Source organism: Candidatus Sulfotelmatobacter sp., from assembly GCA_035504415.1.
Classification (GTDB): domain Bacteria; phylum Vulcanimicrobiota; class Vulcanimicrobiia; order Vulcanimicrobiales; family Vulcanimicrobiaceae; genus Vulcanimicrobium.
The window spans coordinates 137,678-155,251 of sequence record DATJRY010000010.1 but is presented as its reverse complement, the minus strand read 5'-3'; the positions used below and the strand labels follow the sequence as shown (position 1 = coordinate 155,251).

General features: G+C 71.9%; 14 protein-coding genes. 9 read left to right on the top strand and 5 right to left on the bottom strand.

Annotated features, from left to right (window positions below):
* Window positions 1-27: 27 nt before the first annotated feature.
* The 4 genes from ilvD to VMD91_05570 are packed head-to-tail and all read left to right on the top strand — an operon-like array spanning window position 28 to window position 4,319.
* Complete coding sequence (ilvD, locus tag VMD91_05585; GenBank protein ID HTW83527.1) at window positions 28-1,713, top strand: dihydroxy-acid dehydratase; 1,686 nt, start codon at window positions 28-30, stop codon at window positions 1,711-1,713.
* Window positions 1,710-2,963 (top strand): threonine synthase, encoded by a 1,254-nt coding sequence (thrC, locus tag VMD91_05580; protein ID HTW83526.1) that lies wholly within the window; start codon window positions 1,710-1,712, stop codon window positions 2,961-2,963. Before ilvD ends, thrC begins: the two co-directional genes overlap by 4 nt.
* Window positions 2,960-3,844: a homoserine kinase gene (thrB, locus tag VMD91_05575; GenBank protein ID HTW83525.1), complete on the top strand. Its 885-nt coding sequence runs from the start codon at window positions 2,960-2,962 to the stop codon at window positions 3,842-3,844. The genes thrC and thrB overlap by 4 nt, the downstream gene beginning before the upstream one ends.
* 55 nt (window positions 3,845-3,899) lie before the next feature.
* Window positions 3,900-4,319 carry a hypothetical protein gene (locus tag VMD91_05570; protein HTW83524.1) on the top strand — a complete coding sequence of 140 codons (420 nt, stop codon included), beginning with the start codon at window positions 3,900-3,902 and terminating at the stop codon, window positions 4,317-4,319.
* Between the two features lie 13 nt (window positions 4,320-4,332).
* Here VMD91_05570 and VMD91_05565 read toward each other — a convergent pair whose 3' ends face one another.
* The gene (locus VMD91_05565; protein HTW83523.1) at window positions 4,333-5,238 is read right to left on the bottom strand and encodes an AIM24 family protein; all 906 of its coding nucleotides are present in this window, start codon (window positions 5,236-5,238) and stop codon (window positions 4,333-4,335) included.
* Between the two features lie 21 nt (window positions 5,239-5,259).
* Entirely contained in the window at window positions 5,260-5,739 is a 480-nt protein-coding gene (locus VMD91_05560) for a hypothetical protein (GenBank protein HTW83522.1), read from the bottom strand.
* Between the two features lie 71 nt (window positions 5,740-5,810).
* Between VMD91_05560 and VMD91_05555 the strand changes: the two genes are divergently transcribed.
* The 4 genes from VMD91_05555 to VMD91_05540 all read left to right on the top strand — a co-directional run bounded on the left by VMD91_05555 (window position 5,811) and on the right by VMD91_05540 (window position 10,355).
* Entirely contained in the window at window positions 5,811-7,460 is a 1,650-nt protein-coding gene (locus tag VMD91_05555; protein HTW83521.1) for a glycosyltransferase, read from the top strand.
* Window positions 7,461-7,473: 13 nt separating this feature from the next.
* Window positions 7,474-8,487, top strand: coding sequence for an iron-containing alcohol dehydrogenase (locus VMD91_05550; GenBank protein HTW83520.1), 1,014 nt, complete (start codon window positions 7,474-7,476; stop codon window positions 8,485-8,487).
* A gap of 93 nt (window positions 8,488-8,580) precedes the next feature.
* On the top strand, window positions 8,581-9,174 hold the full coding sequence (locus VMD91_05545; GenBank protein ID HTW83519.1) for a DUF4142 domain-containing protein: 594 nt from the start codon (window positions 8,581-8,583) through the stop codon (window positions 9,172-9,174).
* A gap of 194 nt (window positions 9,175-9,368) precedes the next feature.
* Window positions 9,369-10,355, top strand: coding sequence for a tyrosine-type recombinase/integrase (locus tag VMD91_05540; protein ID HTW83518.1), 987 nt, complete (start codon window positions 9,369-9,371; stop codon window positions 10,353-10,355).
* Between the two features lie 4 nt (window positions 10,356-10,359).
* Here the strand turns inward: VMD91_05540 and VMD91_05535 are convergent, their stop codons facing one another.
* Entirely contained in the window at window positions 10,360-11,160 is an 801-nt protein-coding gene (locus tag VMD91_05535) for a hypothetical protein (GenBank protein HTW83517.1), read from the bottom strand.
* Between the two features lie 135 nt (window positions 11,161-11,295).
* On the opposite strand from VMD91_05535, the gene VMD91_05530 reads away from it, so the two are divergent.
* Window positions 11,296-12,312 carry a hypothetical protein gene (locus VMD91_05530; GenBank protein ID HTW83516.1) on the top strand — a complete coding sequence of 339 codons (1,017 nt, stop codon included), beginning with the start codon at window positions 11,296-11,298 and terminating at the stop codon, window positions 12,310-12,312.
* A gap of 1 nt (window position 12,313) precedes the next feature.
* On the opposite strand, the gene VMD91_05525 is transcribed toward VMD91_05530, so the two are convergent.
* Both VMD91_05525 and VMD91_05520 read right to left on the bottom strand, forming a co-directional pair.
* On the bottom strand, window positions 12,314-16,225 hold the full coding sequence (locus VMD91_05525; GenBank protein ID HTW83515.1) for an efflux RND transporter permease subunit: 3,912 nt from the start codon (window positions 16,223-16,225) through the stop codon (window positions 12,314-12,316).
* A complete protein-coding gene (locus VMD91_05520) occupies window positions 16,226-17,557 on the bottom strand; it encodes an efflux RND transporter periplasmic adaptor subunit (GenBank protein HTW83514.1) in 1,332 nt (443 codons plus the stop codon).
* Window positions 17,558-17,574: the final 17 nt, after the last annotated feature.

The window sequence follows — 17,574 nt, the reverse complement described above, 5'->3', positions numbered from 1 at the left end:
TCGGTTCGCGAACGCGAAACGGCGACCATGCCCGCCGACCACACCCGCGCCCGCAGCTCCGTCGTCGTCGACGGCCGCGACCGCGCCGCCGCCCGTTCGTTCTACCACGCCGTCGGGTTCGACGACGCCGACCTGGCCAAACCGCTGGTCCTCATCGCGAACACGTGGACCGACGCGATGCCGTGCAACTTCGGCTTGCGCGCCTTGGCCGATCACGTCAAGGCCGGCGTTCGCGCGGCCGGCGGGACGCCGATGGAGTTCAACGCGATCGCGATCTCCGACGGGATCACGATGGGCACCGAGGGCATGAAAGCCTCGCTCGTTTCGCGCGAGGTGATCGCCGACTCGTTCGAGCTGGTCGCGCGCGGCTACGGCTTCGACGCGATGGTGGCGCTGGTCGCGTGCGACAAGACGATCCCGGCGGCCGGGATGGCGCTCCTGCGGCTCGACATCCCGGGGCTGGTCCTGTTCGGCGGTTCGATCGCGCCCGGCAAGTACCAAGGCCGCGATCTGACGATCGGCGACGTCTACGAAGCGATCGGGGCGCACGCGGCCGGCAAGATCGACGACCAGGAGCTCAAGGCGATCGAGTGGGCGGCGTGTCCCGGCGCCGGCGCGTGCGGCGGGATGTTCACCGCCAACACGATGGCGACCGCGTTCGAGTTCCTCGGCCTCTCCATGGTCGGCAGCGCCAGTCCCGGTGCGGTCGATCCGCGCAAGGACACCGAAGCGTACCGCGCGGGCGTGACCGTGATGGAGATGCTGCGCTCGAATCTGACCCCGCGCAAGCTGGCGACGCGGGCCGCGTTCGAGAACGCGATCGCCGCCGCGACCGGCACCGGCGGCTCGACCAACAGCGTGCTGCACTTGATGGCGATGGCGCGCGAAGCCGGCGTCCCGCTCTCGCTGGAAGATTTCTCGCGCATCTCCGAGCGTACGCCGATCGTCGCCAGCCTGCGACCGGGCGGCGAGTTCGTCGCGCTCGACGTCGACGCGGCGGGCGGGATCCAACTGATCGCCAAGCGCATGATCGAGGGCGGCGTCGTCGACGGGTCGACGCTGACGCCGACCGGTCAGACGCTGCGCGACGCGTCGGCGAGCGCCACCGAGACGCCGGGACAGCACGTCGTCGCGACCGTCGAGCGTCCGTTCAAGCCGACCGGCGGCCTGCGCATCCTGCGCGGCAACCTCGCTCCCGACGGCGCCGTCGTCAAGGTCGCCGGGCACGAGCCGACCCAGTTCGCGGGCCGTGCGCGCGTGTTCGAGCGCGAGGAAGACGCGATGCACGCGGTCGACGCGCGCGAGATCGTCCCCGGCGACGTCGTGGTCATCCGCTACGAAGGGCCCAAAGGCGGGCCGGGGATGCGCGAGATGCTCGGCGTGACGGCGGCGATCGTCGGTCAAGGGCTCGGCGACAGCGTCGCGCTGGTGACCGACGGCCGTTTCAGCGGCGCGACCCGCGGGCTGATGATCGGGCACGTCGCGCCGGAAGCGTTCGTCGGCGGCCCCATCGCGGCGGTGCGCGACGGCGACCCCATCACGATCGACGTCGAGCACAACCGCCTGCAGCTCGACGTGAGCGACGCCGAGCTGCAGCAACGGCTGGCGAGCTGGAAGCAGCCCGCACCGCGCTACACCAGCGGCGTGTTCGCTAAATACGCGGCCCTGGTTTCTTCGGCGGCGGAAGGCGCCATCACCCGGCCCCCCGCGTGACGCTGCGCTGCAGCGAGTGCGGCATTCCGGCCGCCGATCCCGACCTGCTCGCGTGCGCGGCGTGCGGCGAGCTGCTCGCGTTCGAGCTCGACGCCGCGCGGATCGACGCGCACACGGTCGACACGACCGCCCGCGCGCGGCGCGCGTCGCTCGCCGCGATCGATCGCAGCGGCGTCTGGCGCTTCCGCGAGCTGTTGCCGCCGATCGCGCACGACGCGATCACGACGCTGCGCGAAGGCGACGTCCCGCTCTACGACGGCCCGCGCGGCGCGGCGTACGCCGGCGTCCAACGCGTCGCGTACTACCACCTGGGGATGAACCCGACGGCCTCGTTCAAGGACACCGGGATGACGGTCGCGATCTCGCGGGCGCGCGAGCGCGGCGCGCGGATCGTCGTCTGTGCCAGCACCGGCAACACGTCCTCGTCGATGGCGGCCTACGCGGCGCGCGCCGGACTGACGGCGGTCGTCGTCGCGCCGGTCGACGGGATCAGCGAGGCCAAGGTCGCGCAGACGCTCGACTACGGTGCGCACGTCGTCGCCGTCGACGGCGACTTCGACGACGCGCTGCGCGCGGTGCGCGCGCTCGACCCGGCCAGCGTGGCGGTGGTCAACAGCGTCAATCCGTACCGCATCGAGGGGCAGAAGACCGCGGCCTTCGTCCTGCTCGAGCAGCGCGCGTGGGGGCCGCCCGACTGGGTGATGCTCCCGGGCGGCAACCTCGGCAACACCAGCGCGCTGGGCAAGGGCTTTCGCGAAGCGGTCGAGATCGGCTTGGCGACCCACACGCCCAAGCTCGGGGTCGTGCAAGCGTCGGGCGCGGCGCCGTTCGCGCGCCTCTGGCGCGCGGGGAACGAGCTGGTTCCGGTGCGCGCGCAAACCGACGCGACGGCGATTCGCATCGGCGCGCCGGCGTCGTGGAAGAAAGCGCGCGCCGAAGTGCGCGCGTCCGGCGGGACGGTGCTCGACGTCGACGACGAGGCGATCGCGCAGGCGCGGGCGGTGATCGGTCGCGACGGCGTCGGCTGCGAACCGGCGTCGGCCGCCTCGCTGGCCGGGCTCAAGCTGCTCGTCGCGCGCGGCGAGATCGAGCACAACGCCGACGTCGTCTGCGTGCTGACCGGGCACCTGCTCAAGGACAGCGCGTACGCGACCCGCTTCCACGCGTCGAACGCACCGCTCGCGAACGCGATCGTGCGCGGCCGCGGGTTGGCCGACTATCTGGAATCCTTGCTGGCCACCACCGCGTGAGGGAACTGCTCGTCTCCGCTCCCGCGTCCAGCGCGAACCTGGGCGCGGGCTTCGACGCGGTCGGCGTCGGAATCGAGATTCGCATGAGCGCTCGCGTGCGCGTGCTCGAGCCGGGTGCGAGCTCGGTGTGGCGCTACGCCGGCCCGCACGCACCGACCCACGAGGGGATCCGCGGCTGCGTCGAGACGGCGCTCGCGCGCATCGTCCCCGTGCCCCCGCCGCTGGACGTCACCCTGACCAACGCGATCCCGCTCGGCGCGGGACTGGGCAGCAGCGCCGCCGCCTACGCGATCGGCGTCGCCTTGGGCGCGCGGTTGGCGGAACGAGCGCCCGACGACGACGCGTTGGCGCTGGCGGTCGCCGAGCTCGAAGGACATCCCGACAACGCGCTGGCGGCGTGGTACGGCGGCGCGATCGTGGCCGCGCTGGCCGACGACGGGCTGACCTCGGTGCGCTTCGCCCCGCCGGCCGCCGAGGCGGTCGTCGTCGTCCCGGCCTTCACGCTGCCGACCTCGCAGGCGCGGGCGCTGCTGCCGCGGGCCTACATCCGCGCCGACGCGGTCCACAACATCCAGCGCGCCGCGCTGCTCGGTGCCGCGCTGGCCAGCGGCCGGCTCGACCTCCTGCGCGCGGCGGTCCGCGACCGCTTGCACCAGCCCTACCGGGCCAAGGCGATCCCCGGCCTGGAGGACGTCCTGGGCTACGACGACCCGCAGCTGGTCGCGTTGGCGCTCTCCGGCGCGGGGCCGTCGGTGCTGGCGCTCGTGCGCGGCGAGGCGCGTCGCATCGGCGAGGACCTGGCCGCGCGCTTTCGCGCGCACGGCCTCGCCGTCGAGGTTCTCACGCCCGCGCTGGCCGTGACTGGAATCACCGTTTCTTGACTTCGCGACCAACCGGTCGAGAGGGGCCGCCGGGGCGCGAGAGAACGGGTGAGGCGTGATCAGCGTGAGCGTCGGCTCGCCGGCCGGGATGTGTAGCGTCGCGAACCCCGCGTTTTACCGCTACGTCCTGCGCCTCGCCGAAGCTCCCGTCTCGGTCAGCCCCATCGATCGCGCGCACTTGGACGTGCTCGCGGCGGTGCCGCACGCCTACGCCGACGAAGAAGAGTGCTCCGGCGACGGCTGGCGCATCGTCCCCGCGGCGTCCTACGAGGACTGGCCGGTGCTCGAAGCGACCCCGCAGCGCCTGCGAGCCGCGTTTCAGACCGCGCGCCGCCTGCTGTGGACCAACGCCGGACCGGTCGGCATCAGCGCCGTCGACATGATCGCGATCGACGCCGAGATCGAAGCGGTGCTCGGGGTGCTCCGTCAGGCCGAAGCCGGCGGCTTCAGCGTCAACGTCAGCTACGTTTCGTAGACGCTAGCCGTCGTCACTGACGGTTGTTGAACAACGAACCGAGCACGCCGCCGATGTTGCTCGTGCCGCCTGCCTGTTGCGCGCCTTCGGCCTGCGGTTCGTGATACGTCATCGACTGCAAGCCGAGCCGGCCCGGACCGGTGAAGCGGTTGAGCACGAGCGACGAGCCGCCGACCAGCGCGCCGAGCGCGCCCATGATCCCGCCGCCGCCGCCCGACTGCAGCACGGTCACCGTGTCGAGCTTCACGCTCGCGTCCTTCCACAGCCACGCGCCGGGTTCGACGTCGATCGACTCGCCGGGGCCCAGCGTTTTCTCGAAGACGTTGCCGTAGCCGTGCAGCAGCAACAAGCCTTCCTCGTTGCGCGCGGTGAAGCGATCGATGAACAGTCCCGAGCGGGAGAAGAAGACGTTCGCCAATCCTTGCTGCCAGTAGAAGTCGTAGTCGATCGCATGCGTCGCCAGCAAGAACTGGTGCTCGCGCACGTCGATCGTCTGTCCCGGACGCAAGCGCAGCGAGACGATCTGTCCCGGCGCCTCGCGCGAGAACGCGATGTTGCCCGGCCCTTGCGCGGTCGAGATGAAGATCTGCAGCCCCGCGAAGAAGCGCTTTCCGGCGTTCTGCACGCCCATGAACCCGAGCTTGACGGCCGGCTGCTTCCAGAGCAGGATGTGGTGCTCGAAGTAGACCGCGGTGCGCGGCCCGAGCTCGACGTCGACCACCGGGACCAGCTCGCCCTCGATGCGCACGGTCGTGTCGCCGATCTGCAGCGGCGCTTTGGGATTGTCGCCCTCGGCGACCGGCTCGGTCCAGCTTCCGACCGCGACCGGTTGCGGCGCCGGCGCGCCGCAGCTGGGGCAGAAGCGCGCGCCGTCGGGAACGTTGGCTTGGCAGCTCGGGCACGTCATGCCGGCCGCCATTCGGCGGCCTTGGTCGCTTCCCTAGCTAGACGGTGCGGGGTGCGGCCGCCGCCGCAAGACTGCGATCCCGGCCACGATCGAGGCCGCCGCCAGGAAGAAGAGGAGTCCGGCCTGGCCGAACAGCGCGTCGCCGTCGGCGACGTCGATCGGAAAGCTCTGCGTGGTCGTTCCCTCGTCGCCGGCCAGCGTCGCGACCGCCAGGGACCACGCGCCGGGGATCGCCAGACGCAACGCGCCGCGGAACGAGCCGTCGGCCTCGCGCGCGAGCGGGACGTTGAGGTTCGAACCGTCCGGGCCGACCCCGACGACGCTGGCGGAGGAGGCGCGCGGCGCGCGGACGCGCAGCTCGATCGGCTGCGAGCTGGCGTAGTCGCCCTGGCGCTCGACGGACGGGCTGCCGGCGCTCAGGTCGACCCGCAGGTGCTGGCCGGGCGCGACGGCCAGCGCGACGCCGGCGGTGAGGACCAGGGCCAGGACCACCCCGGCGATGATGCGGAACATCGAGCGTTCGTGTACCCGGAGGGACGGCAAAGGTATCGCCGCGCGGGCGAAAACGCGAGGCGCGGGCCGGGGTGAGCGAGCGCCCGGCGGAGCTGGCCGCATACGCCGCCTTCGCCGACGTCTTCCGCGGCGCGCGCGCGGTGCTCGACGTCGGCTGCGGCGACCCGGTCTTTCACCGCGCGCTGCACGAGCGCGGCGTCGGTCGCGTCGTCGCGATCGCGCGTGCCGACGTGCGCGACGGTTTGCCGGCAGTCGGCGAACGATTCGAGGGCGTCTACCTCAGCTTCGTGCTCGAGACGATGGACGTGCCGACCGGGACGGCCGCGTTGCGCGACGCGGCGGCGCTGCTCGCGTCCGATGGCGTGCTGATCGTGCGCGCGCTCAACCCGCGCAGCGCGGTCGTGCAAGCCGGCGGCTTTCGCCGCGATTCCGCCAACGTCACGCCATGGCCGCTCGAGACGCTGCACGCGCAGCTGCGCGCGCACGGGTTACGCATCGTCGGTGCCGGCAACGAGCCCGACGGCTGGCAGCACACCTACGTGCTCGGTCGCGCGCCGGCAGCCGTCGCTTCGGACGCGCCGCGCGTGCCGGTCGCTTTCGAAGGCGAGTTCTTCGCCTACAACTCGATGGCGGTCGTCAATCGCGAGCTGGCGCGTGCGCTCGCGGCGCACGGCGATCTCGCACCGCTGATCGTCCCCGACGAGCCCGTGCCCGAGCCGGCCGTGCTCGCCGACGTGCGTTACGCGGGCTTGCGCGAGCGGGTGCGCCGCGGCGTGCCGCCCTGCGAGGTGCTCGTCCGCCAGTCCAACGGCGCGCCGGATTTCGCCCACCCGGCGGCGGCCGGCGCGCTCGTGCAGATCCTGCCGTGGGAGTACGGCGCGTTGCCGCGAGCCTGGGTCGACGCGCTGCACGCGCGGCCGCCCGACGAAGTCTGGACGCCGTCCGCGTATTGCCGCCGGATGTTCCTCGACGCCGGCGTTCCGGCCGAGCGGGTGGCGATCGTGCCCAACGGCGTCGACCCGGCACGCTTCTCACCCGAGCGCGCGTTCGCGCCGTATCCGTTCGCGACGCGCAAGACGACGAAGTTCTTGTACGTCGGCGGCGCGCTGCCGCGCAAGGGCGTCGACGTGCTGCTCGACGGCTATCGGCGCGCCTTCACCCGCGACGACGACGTCGTGCTGGTGCTCAAGCTGTTCGGAACGCGCTCGTTCTACCCGCTCGGCGCGCTGGCGGAGCGGCTGCGATCGTTCCTCGCCGACGCGCGCGCACCGGAGCTCGAGGTCGTCGAGACCGAGGTCGCCGACGACGACGTCGCGCGGCTCTACCGCAGCTGCGATGCGCTGGTCGCGCCGTATCGCGGCGAAGGCTTCGGCTTACCGATGCTCGAGGCGCTGGCGTGCGGCGTTCCGGTGATCGCGACCGCGGGCGGCGCCGCCGATGCGTTCCTCGACGAGAGCGTCGCGTTTCTCATCCCGGCCGAGCGGCGCGCGGTGCCGGCGCAGGTGGTCGGCGCGCCGCTGGCGGGCGCCGGATGGTGGCTCGAGCCCGACGTCGACGCCCTCGCGCGCACGCTGCGCGCCGTCGCGGAGCAGCCGGCGGCTGCACGCGCCAAGGCCGCGTTGGGCGCGGCGCGCGCACGCGGCGCCTGGACGTGGGACGACGCCGCGCGGGTCGCGGCCGAGCGCTTGCGCGCGCTGCGCGGGCGCGCGCCGGCCGGCTGAAGAAGGGCGGACGATGCACGAAGAGCGGATCGACCAGCGCCGGATCGTCTTCGGTCCGCTCGAGGAGGCGCTGCGCGCGATCGCGCCGGCCGAGCCGATCGGGCTGGTCGGGACGCGGCGGTCGGTGGCGTTGATACCGCCGGGAGCCGTCACCGTCACGACGGTGTACGACGACGTGCGCCCGCACAACCCGCGCACCGGCATCGACGCCGTCGCCCGTTTGGTCGACGAGCAGCAGATCGAGACGCTCGTCGCGATCGGCAGCTCGAGCGCGATCGATCTGGGCAAGGCCGTGTCCGACGGACGCGCGCTGACGCTGGTGGTGATCCCGACCGCGCTCGGGGGCGCCGAGATGTCGCGCGGTTACGGGTTCCTCGCGGGCGACGTGAAAGGCGGCGGCCGGCTCAAGACGCCGCCGCCCGTCGTGATTTACGACGCGACGCTGCTCGCATCGCTGCAGCAGCGCGAGCTCGGCTCGATCGGCATCAACGCCTGGGCGCACTGCATCGAGGCCGCCTACGCTCGGACCGAGCACGCGACCGGCTTGGCCGCCGCGGTGTTCGCCGGCGGCCGCCTGCCGGCGCTGTTGCGCGCCGCGGCGAAGGTGCGCGACTGGACGCTGGACGGCGCGCTCTTCCAAGCCGCGCACCTCGCCGGCTACGCGCTCGACACGCGCTCGATGGGGCTGCACCACGCGATCTGTCACGTGATCGGCGGCCTCACCCAGATCCCGCACGGGATCGTCAACGCGATCGTCCTGCCGCACGCGGTCCGCGGCAACGCGCGGCTCGATCCGAACGTCGTCGAAGCGGTCGCCGACTGGTTCGGTATCGCGGACCTCGCCGGCGAAGCCGAAGCGATCGCGCGGGCGTTCGCGTTACCGCGCACGTTCGCGGAACTCGGCGCACCGGCCGATCTGATCGAGCGCGCGCTGCCGCGGGTGATGGCCTCGCCGCTGCTGGCCAACAACGCCGCGCCGGTCGATGAAGCGACCGTTCGCACCGTTCTCACCGCCGCCTACGGCTGACGCGCGCCGGCGCCTGCCCGGTTTGAACGGCGGCCTGAGACGATACAAGACCTCCGGTACGACCTTGCACTCGTTCTCGTCCGGAGGTCCTCGGTGATTCGTAGTCTCGTTCGCGCCGGCATGGCGCTCGCGCTCGCGGCCGTGGCGATGCCCGCGTTCGCCCAATCGTCGATGGCGACGATGTCGCCCGACGTGCAGTTCGCGCACCGTGCCGCACAAGGCGGCACGGCCGAGGTCAGCATGGCGCAGCTGGCGCTGCAGACCTCGCACAATCCCGACGTCCGCGCCTTCGCACACCGGATGATCGCCGACCACACGCCCAACAACGCGAAGCTGGCCGGAATCATGAAGGCGCAAGGCATCCCCGCGCCCGCGGGGCTCGACGCCGACAGCCGCGCCGCGATGGCCAAGCTGCAAGGCCTGAGCGGTCACGCGTTCAACCTCGCCTACATGCACGGCCAGGTGTCCGCTCACGAGTCGATGCAGGTCCTCATGCAGACGGAGATCAACGGCGGCAAGAATCCGGCCCTGGTCGCGTTCGCGAAGTCGACGCTGCCGATCGTGAACGCGCATCTGACGGCGGCCAAGAGCGTGCTGGCGGGACTCCGCCACAGCGACGCCGCGATGGGCGGCTCGGCGAACGGCGGATCGAGCATGTCGATGCCGATGCCCTCGCCGACGCCCTAACGGCTCAGAGCTGCGCGGCCGCGCCGATCTGCGGCGGGTGCGCCCGACCGTCACCGGCGCGCCGCCGCGCGGGTGCGCGACCAACGTATCGGCGTCGCTTCGCCGTCATGGGTCCGCGACACACCGCCGGCGGGAGGGATTCTGCTTCTCGCTCAGTAACGGAAATACCGATTATCGTCACCCTGGAGGGATCGATGAAGAAGCGCGGAGCGGTCTACGAGGCGCCGGAGTACGCCTCCGCCGATCCGGAGATCGCCCGCTTCGCCGAGCAGCACCTGCTGATCCGCGGCACGACCGCGCGCACCCGCGAAGCGTATCAGCGCGACCTCGAGCACTTCGGATCGTTCCTCAAGGCGCGCGCGCTCGACGCGAAGCCGGACGTCAAGCAGCCGCCGCCGTACGAGCAGCTGGCCGGCGCGGTGTACGCCGACGTGCTGGCCTACCAGACGCACTTGGCGCGTTCGCGCCGCTACGCGCCGCGGTCGGTCCGTCGCAAGATCGCCTCGATCCGCACGTACTACAAGTCGCTGCGGATGGCCGGGCGGCGCGACGACAACCCGGCCGCCGACGCCATCCTGCCCAAGATCGGCAAGCCGCTGCCCAAGGCGCTGCGCCGCGAGGACGTCGAGGACGTGCTCGGCCTGGTGACGCGCGGGCTGGCCGGGCAGAGCGAGCTGCAGCGCCGCCGCGACCGGGCGCTGTTCGCGTGCCTGTGGTCATGTGGGATGCGGCGCGCGGAGCTGATCGGGCTCGACCTGACCGACGTCGACCTCGAGAACCGTCTGATCCGGGTCGTCAAAGGCAAGGGCAACAAAGACCGGCTCGTGCCGTTGACGGTGCCGGCTGCCGCGACCCTGCGCGCGTACCTCGACCTGCGGCCCGCGAGCGCCGTGCCGGCCGTGTTCTTGGGCCGCGGCGACCGCCGGCTGAGCGCCTCCGGGCTCTACAAGATCGTGCGCACCTACATGGAGCTGGCCGGCATCGCCGACCACGCCTCGCCGCACACCTGGCGCCACACCGTCGCGACGATCATGCGCGAGCACGGCGCGGATCTGCTGTTCCTCAAAGAGTTTCTCGGCCACGAGTCGACCGCGACGACCGAGATCTACACCAAGCTCGCTCACAACCGGCTGCGCGCCGAATTCGAGAAATTTCACCCGCAGGGCGAGGACGGCGACTGATCGATTAGGTCGGCGAGAGCTCCCACGTCGCGGTGCGCGGGGTGGTGTCGCCGGATTGCGGGGTCGTCGTCTCCGTCCCGCGGGCGCCGAAGAACGCCCCGTTGCGGAACGTCGCTTCGACGTGGACCGCGAGCGTCGCCGAGACCCGTTGCGGCGCCGTACTCGCGCCGCCGCGCCGCCGTCCGCCGCCCATCCCGCCGGGGAAACCGCCGCCGCCACCGCCCGGGAATCCGCCGCCCCGTCCGAAGCCGCCCCGCCCGCCCGTGGACGAGGGTGGCTGCAGAACGTCGACCGTTCCGCTGCCGTCGGCACTGATGGTCCGGTCGGTGCCGTGCAGCGTGAGGTGCGCGGTCAGGCCGATCGTCGCGGGCGCGCCCGGGTCGCCGGCTTCGACCGCGACCGGCCACGCGGCACCCGCGGCCGGCGTCGCGAGCAGCGCGGCGAGGGCGCGCAACCCGGGCAGCGTCGTGGCGGTCCCGCCGCGCCATTCCTCGGCGCCGGCGTCGGCCGCCGGCGGGAGCGCGTGCAGCGTCCCGTCCGCCGTGACCGCGAAGGCGACGGCCGATGCCGTGCCGCCGTCGGGCACGAGCGTCGCCACCGCGCGGCCGCCGGCCAGACGGGTAATCACCAGGACGCCCTGCTCACTTTGCGTTCCGCGCGGGCCGGCGCCGTCCACCCGGTAGCCGTAGACGACGCTCGCCGCGGGCTGACTCGGGACGAACGGTGGGATGGGCGCCGCGCTCGCGGCGAGGGTGCCGCCTGCTGCGACGAGGGTGGCGCCGAGCCGAAGAAGCGTTCGGTACATCACGTCGACCGGATGGTCGCACGCCGATCTTAACCACGGATCGGAACCGCTCGCCCGTGTGATCGGCGCCCCTTCTTCTTCTCGCTGTGATGCAGCTTACGTGGGAATGCGGGCGACCGCATGTACGATCGCGGCATGGCGATAGGGTTCGTGGGAATCACCGACGCCTTGGGCGTTCGCGTCCCTCGCGAGGTCAGCGACGATCTTTGGCGGCTGGCGTACATGCGCGGCCACGTCGACATCGACCACGCCCGCCCGCTCATCGACCGGCTCTACGCCGGCATTTTGGTCTACGCGCATACGATCGACCCCGTCCGCACCCTGGTCGTGGTCGACGGCGGCGACCGGCTGGTGGCGGCGGTCGGCCGGTTCCCGGCGGTGCCGCCCGTCGCCAGTGCGGTGCGGCTGGTCGGCGCCTACGACGGCGATGCGACCTGGAAGCTGCTGGTCGACGAGCCGTTCCGGCTGGCCGCCGAAGTGCGCTTCGAACGGCAGGCGATACTCCCCGACGACCGCCGTTGGGTCGAGACCCTGCGCAACGCGATCGCGCTGATCCGCACCAGCGAGGTCGCGCGGCGCGACCGCCTGGCCGTCGAGCGGCGTTGCCTCCCGGCGCTCTCCGCCGACACCGCGCTGGACGTGCTGCTGCGCGAGCGAACCGAAGCGATTCGTCGCGACGCCGAGCGGCAGAGCGACTACACCGCGCTCGAACGCCTGCAAATGGACGCAGCGCGCGCCAGCCGCGCCTCGTCGAACCCCACCGAACGGCGCCGCGGCGAGCTGCGCGAGAGCGAGCTCGTGCGCGCGCGCCAGGCGCGCTTCGACACCGCCGTCAACGGACAGCTGGCGGCGCTGCGCGAGGCCGCGCCCAACTTGCGCGAACAAGCGCAACGCATCGCCGCGCGCAACCGGCAGACGCGCGAGACGCTGGGGCGCATCGAGAGCGCCTACGCCGACAGCTTGGCGCGCAGTGCCGCCGCCTACGCCGCGATCGGCCAGCTCGACGCGCTCGAGGGCGCGCCGTTCGTCGTCGAGGGGCTGCACGTTCCGCTCACGACCTTCGAAGATCCCGCTCGCGCGCACGACCTCTTGCGCGGGATCGCGCTGTTGGTGCGCGCGCTGCCGCGCACCCGGACGCTGATCGCGGTCTGAGCTAGGCGGGCTGCGGGTGCGGCGGCGGCTGGGGCGGCTGCCGCGGCGCCTCGTCGGCGAAGTGCGTCTCCTCGCGCAGCTTGGCCGGTGCGAGCCAGTTGTACATGATCGGCACGATGAACAGCGTGAGCACGAGCGAGCTGAGCAGGCCGCCGATCACCACGATCGCCAGCGAGGCGCGCTGACCGGCGCCCGGTTCGAGCCCGAGCGCGAGCGGCAGCATCCCGGCCACCATCGCGACGGTCGTCATCACGATCGGGCGGAATCGCGTCTGCGCGGCTTCGGCGATACCCTCGGAACGCGACCGGCCGTCGCGCACGCGCACCGTATCGGCGTAGTCGACCAGCAGGATGCCGTTCTTCGTCACCAGCCCGACGAGCAGGATGGTGCCGATCAGCGAGTACAGGTTCAGCGTCTGGTGCGTGATCCACAGCGCGCCCAAGCCGCCGATCGCGGCGACCGGGATCGCGAACAGCGTCACGAACGGCGTGCGGTAGCTGTTGTAGAGCGCCACGATGATCAGGAAGACCAGCACGATCGAGACCGCCAGGCTCGCGCCCAGCGTGCGCAGCGCCTGGCCCATCAAGTCTTGCTGGCCTTGCGCCGCCGGCTTGACGCGCACGTTCTTGGGCAAGTGGCTCGCGCGCACGCGCTGCAAGAAGTCCTTGGTGACGTCGGAGAGGTTCGCGCCCGGCGCGAGGTTGGCCGAGACGTGGATGATCGTGGCGCGGTTCTCGCGGGTGATCAGCAGCGGCGCCGGGGACCACTTCAGGTACGCGACGTCGCCGAGATGGATGATGCCGCCGTCCTCGGTGCGCAGCGGGATCGCCAACACGTCGGCGAGTGAGGTCTGCGCGGAGGTCGGATAGATGACCTCGATGTCGGTCAAGCCGCGATCGGGCGTCTCGATCTGAGAGGCGACGTCGCCGCCGAACGACGCTTCGACCGCCGCCGCGGCGGTGCCGTCGCTGACGTCCAGCGCTTGCAGCCGCGCCCGGTCGAAGTCGACCTCCATCTGCGGCGCCGCGTTGCTGGCGCTGTCCTGCGCGCCGGTCGCCCCCGGCGTGTGCTGCAGCACGGCGAAGATCTTGGCCGCGTCGGCGGTCGGATCGGAGTTGTCGGTGGTCGAGACTTCCTCGTCGATCGGCTGCTGCGCGCTGCCGCCTTGTCCCGTCGCGGCGGTCACCGCGACCTGACCGCCGTGCACCAGCCCGGGCAGGTGCTGCGTGAGCAGCTGCACGACGTCCTGCGTCTTCGTCGCGTCGTACAGGTAGGCCGAGATCTGCCCGACGTTGCCTTCCTGCACGAAGCCCCCGAACGCGGCGCTGTACGCGCCGGCGACGGTCGTCTCGTACTGCAGGATCTTGGCCGGGATGACGCTGCGCGTCTCCGCTTCGAGCCGCTCCATCGTCGCGTGCGTGTCGGCCAGCGGATAGCCGGCCGGGAAGGTGACCTGCACCGTGACGATGCCTTGGTCGGCGGGCGGCAAGTACTCTTCGCCGACCAAACCCGTCGGGACGAGCAGGAACGCCAGCACGCACGCGATCGCCGCGCCGATGACGAACGGCCACGGCGTGCGGATCGCGAACGGAAGCCAGCGCTCCGCGTAGCGTGCGCGCACGGCGTCGAAGCGCGCGTCGAACCAGCGGATCGCCGGCCACGGCCGCCAGGTCGATTGCATCGACCACAGGCCGGCCAGCGTCGGCGTGATCGTGAACGAGACGAACAGCGAGGTCAGCGTCGCCACCGTCACGACGATGGCGAACTCGGTCAGCAGCTGCGCGACCTGGCCGCCGACGAAGATGATCGGCAGGAAGACGATCACGTCGACCAGCGTGAGGACGATCGCCGCCAGACCGATCTCGCTGCGCCCGTTGAGCGCGGCGTCGGCCGGCGCTTCGCCCAGCGCACGGTGGCGCTCGATGTTCTCCAAGACGACGGTCGAGTCGTCGATCAGGATGCCGATGACCAGCGTCATCGCCATCAGCGAGATCGTGTCGAGCGTCAGCCCCATGACCATCATGACGAACAACGTCACCCCGAGCGAGGTCGGGATGGCGATCATCACGACCACGGCGTTGCGCCACGAGCCCAGGAAGAACAGCATGACGATCGCGGTGAGGACGATGCCCTCGACCAGCGTGTGCTCGACGCCTTCGACCTGCTGCTCGGTGTACGTCGCTTGCACGTGCGCGAGCTGAAAGTCGACGCCGGGGAACTGCTGGCGCAGCGCGGGCAGCGCGGCGATGACCTCGTTGGCGACGGTCACTTCGCTGGCTTGGGTGGCCTTCTGCACCAGCAGCGTCACGCCGGGGCGCCCGTTCTGCGAGGAGAACACGCGTTGCACGACGCTGCCGTCGACGACGGTCGCGACGTCGGAGATCCGTTTGTCCGCGCTGGGGACCGCCCACGGATCGAGCGCGCCGACGAACGCCGAGGTCGTCGTGCCGGCGCCGCTGCCGAACGAGCTCGAGCCGCCCGACGGCAGCGCGCCCGCACCGCTGGTCGCGGTGACGGCGCTGGCGTTCGAGTTGATCGTCCCCGGCGTGACCGGCTGCGCGATCGGGGCGTTCGCGACCGGGCTCTCGCCCTGCACGATGCTGCCGCTGGACGTGCTGGCGCCGCTGGTGCCGCTGGTGCTCGAGGAGCCGGTCGTCGAGGTCCCCGACGCGAACGCGGCTCCACCGGCCGTGGTCGTCGAGCCGGTACTCGTGGTGGACGTTGTGCTGCCGCCGGCGGTCTGCGCCGCCGTGCTGCGCGTCGCGGACGTGCCGGTCGTCCCCGTCGTGCCGGTGGTGCCGGTCGTCCCCGTGGTGCCGGTGGCACCGCTCGTCGACGTCCCGCCGGTGCCGGCGTTCGTGCCGGCGCTCGTGCCGCCGGCGGACGTGCCGGTCGCGCCGCTCGCGGAGCCGACCGCGCCGGCGGGGACCGGCGGCATCGTCGCGTTCGCGACCGCCGTGGTCCCGCTGCCCGGCGCGACGAACTGCGCGGGCGGCACCGTGTAGGTCGGCGCCGCGGCGCTCGCGGTGGTGCTGGTCGTCCCCGCGCCGGCCGCTCCCGTGCCGCTCGTCGCGGCCGCCGCCGCGGGTGCCGCCGCGGCGGCGCCGCCGCCCGTGCCGGAGGTGGTGCCGCCGGCGGCCCCGGTCCCGCCGCCGCTGGCGGCGGTGTAGGTGACGTGGATCGGCAGGTTCGCCACGGCTTGCGGGTTGGGCAGGTCGCCGCGGACGTCGAGCTGCGTCTCGTGGCCTGGGCCGTAGACGTAGCCGCCCGGCGCGCGCACGTTGTTGGGCGTGATCGCGTTGACGACGTCGGTCAAGGTCAGGTTGTCGGCGGCGAGCAGCTGCGGGTTGACGGTGACCATGAAGGCCGGCTGCGTCGTGCCGGTCACGTTGACGTTCGAGATCCCCGGCAGCTGCTCGATGACGGGGACGATCGAGTTGTTGGCGATCGACGCCAGCACCGCTTGCGGATACTTCGCCGAGACCAGCGCCAGCGAGACGACGGTCGGCTCGCTGGGGTCGGAGACGCGCAGCGTCGGAGCGGCGATCGTCGTCGGCAGGCTGCGCGACGCCGCCTGCACGGCCTTCTCGACGTTGGCGATGTTCTCGGTGTCCGTCGACTGCGTGGTGAACGACGCGGTGATGCTGACCTGACCGGTCTGAATCGTCGTGTTGATGTGATCGAGGTACGGCGTGCCCGCCAACTGGTCTTCGATCGGCTCGGCGATCTCGGTCACCAGCTCCGTCGTGGACGCACCCGAATAGGACGCGCTGACCGACACGGCCGGCAGCCCGCTGTTGGGCTGCTGCTGGACCACCAGATTGCGCAGCGCCATGATGCCGCCGAGCAGCGTCAGCATGACCAGCACGAAGACCAGCGTCGGACGCTTGAGGAAGAGCCGCGTCAGCCCCATCTACGGACCCGTCGTCGCGCCGGCCTCGGGCGCACCGCTCCCGCTCGGGCGCGGCGCCGGGCTGACCAGGGTCACGCGATCGCCGTTCCCGACCGTCGCGGTCGTGACGTCTTTCACGACGTGCGCGCCGGCCGCAAGACCACGCACGACGGCGTTCGTGCCGTCGTCGTTGACCTCGCTCACGGTCTGCGTGCGCACTTCGCCGTTGCTCACGACGTACACGGCGGTGCGGCTGTCGTCGAGGAACGCGGTCAACGGCACGATGACGCCGCTGAGCGGCGGCTCGTCGACGACGCCGGTGACCGGCATGCCGGCGCGCAGGTGGTCGTCGGGGTTCGCGACCAGGACCTTGACGGTGAAGTTCGTCGTGCCGGGCTGCACTTGGTCGAGCACCGCGGCGACCGTCCCGTGGTCGGTGCGCGTGCTGCCGGTGGCGGTGATCGTCGCCGCCGCGCCGTTGCGGATCTGCACCGCTTGCGCGGTCGAGGCCGGCAAGATCGCGTAGACCTGGTTCACCTGCTCTTCGGTGAACAGCTGGCGGCCCGAGGGATACTCGCCGGGGTTGGCGTTGACCGCGTCGATCACGCCGTCGACCGGCGCGACGATCGTCGCGCGCGCGATCTCGCGGCGCAATTGTTCGGCGCTGGCCTCGGCGGCGTTGGCGGCTTCGCGCGCGGCCGCCAGCTCTTGCTGCTGCTCGCCGGCGTTGGCGCCGCTCCCGTTGGCGTTCGCGTTCGCGATCGCTTGATTGAGCGCGGCGCGGGCGGAGTAGACCGCCGCGGCGTCACTGGCGACCGAGGTGCGCTGCTGGTCGACGGTTTGGTTGGCGATGTAGCCTTGGCGTTGCAGCTGCAGATAGCGGTTGAGGTCCGTGCGCGCGCCGGACAAGTTGACCTCGGCCTGGTGCAGCGTCGCTTGAGCCGAGCGGATCGCGGCCGCGTCCTGCGCGTTGACGGCAGTGGTTTGATACGAGGTCTGACTGTAGCGTGCGACGTCTTCGGCGACGACGCGCTCCGCGGAGGCCAGCGACGCTTCCAAGTCGTCGGTCAACAGGCGTGCCAGGACCTGACCCGCGCGGACACGGTCGCCCTCCTGGACGTCGACTTCGGTGATCGGCTCGGACAGGTCGGCGGCGATGCCGACTTGCCGGTAGGGCGCGATCACGCCGGCGATGAGGAGCTTGGGCTGGAGCGTCCCCTGTTGCGCGACGACGGTCGCCACGTAGGGCAGCGGTGAGGGCTTCGCGTCCGCTCGTCCCGACGAGCCGCCGCAACCGCTCGCGAACGCGAGCAGCGCGATCGTCAGGCTGCAAAAAAGAGAGCGGTGGTTCACGGCGGTCAGGCATGTTC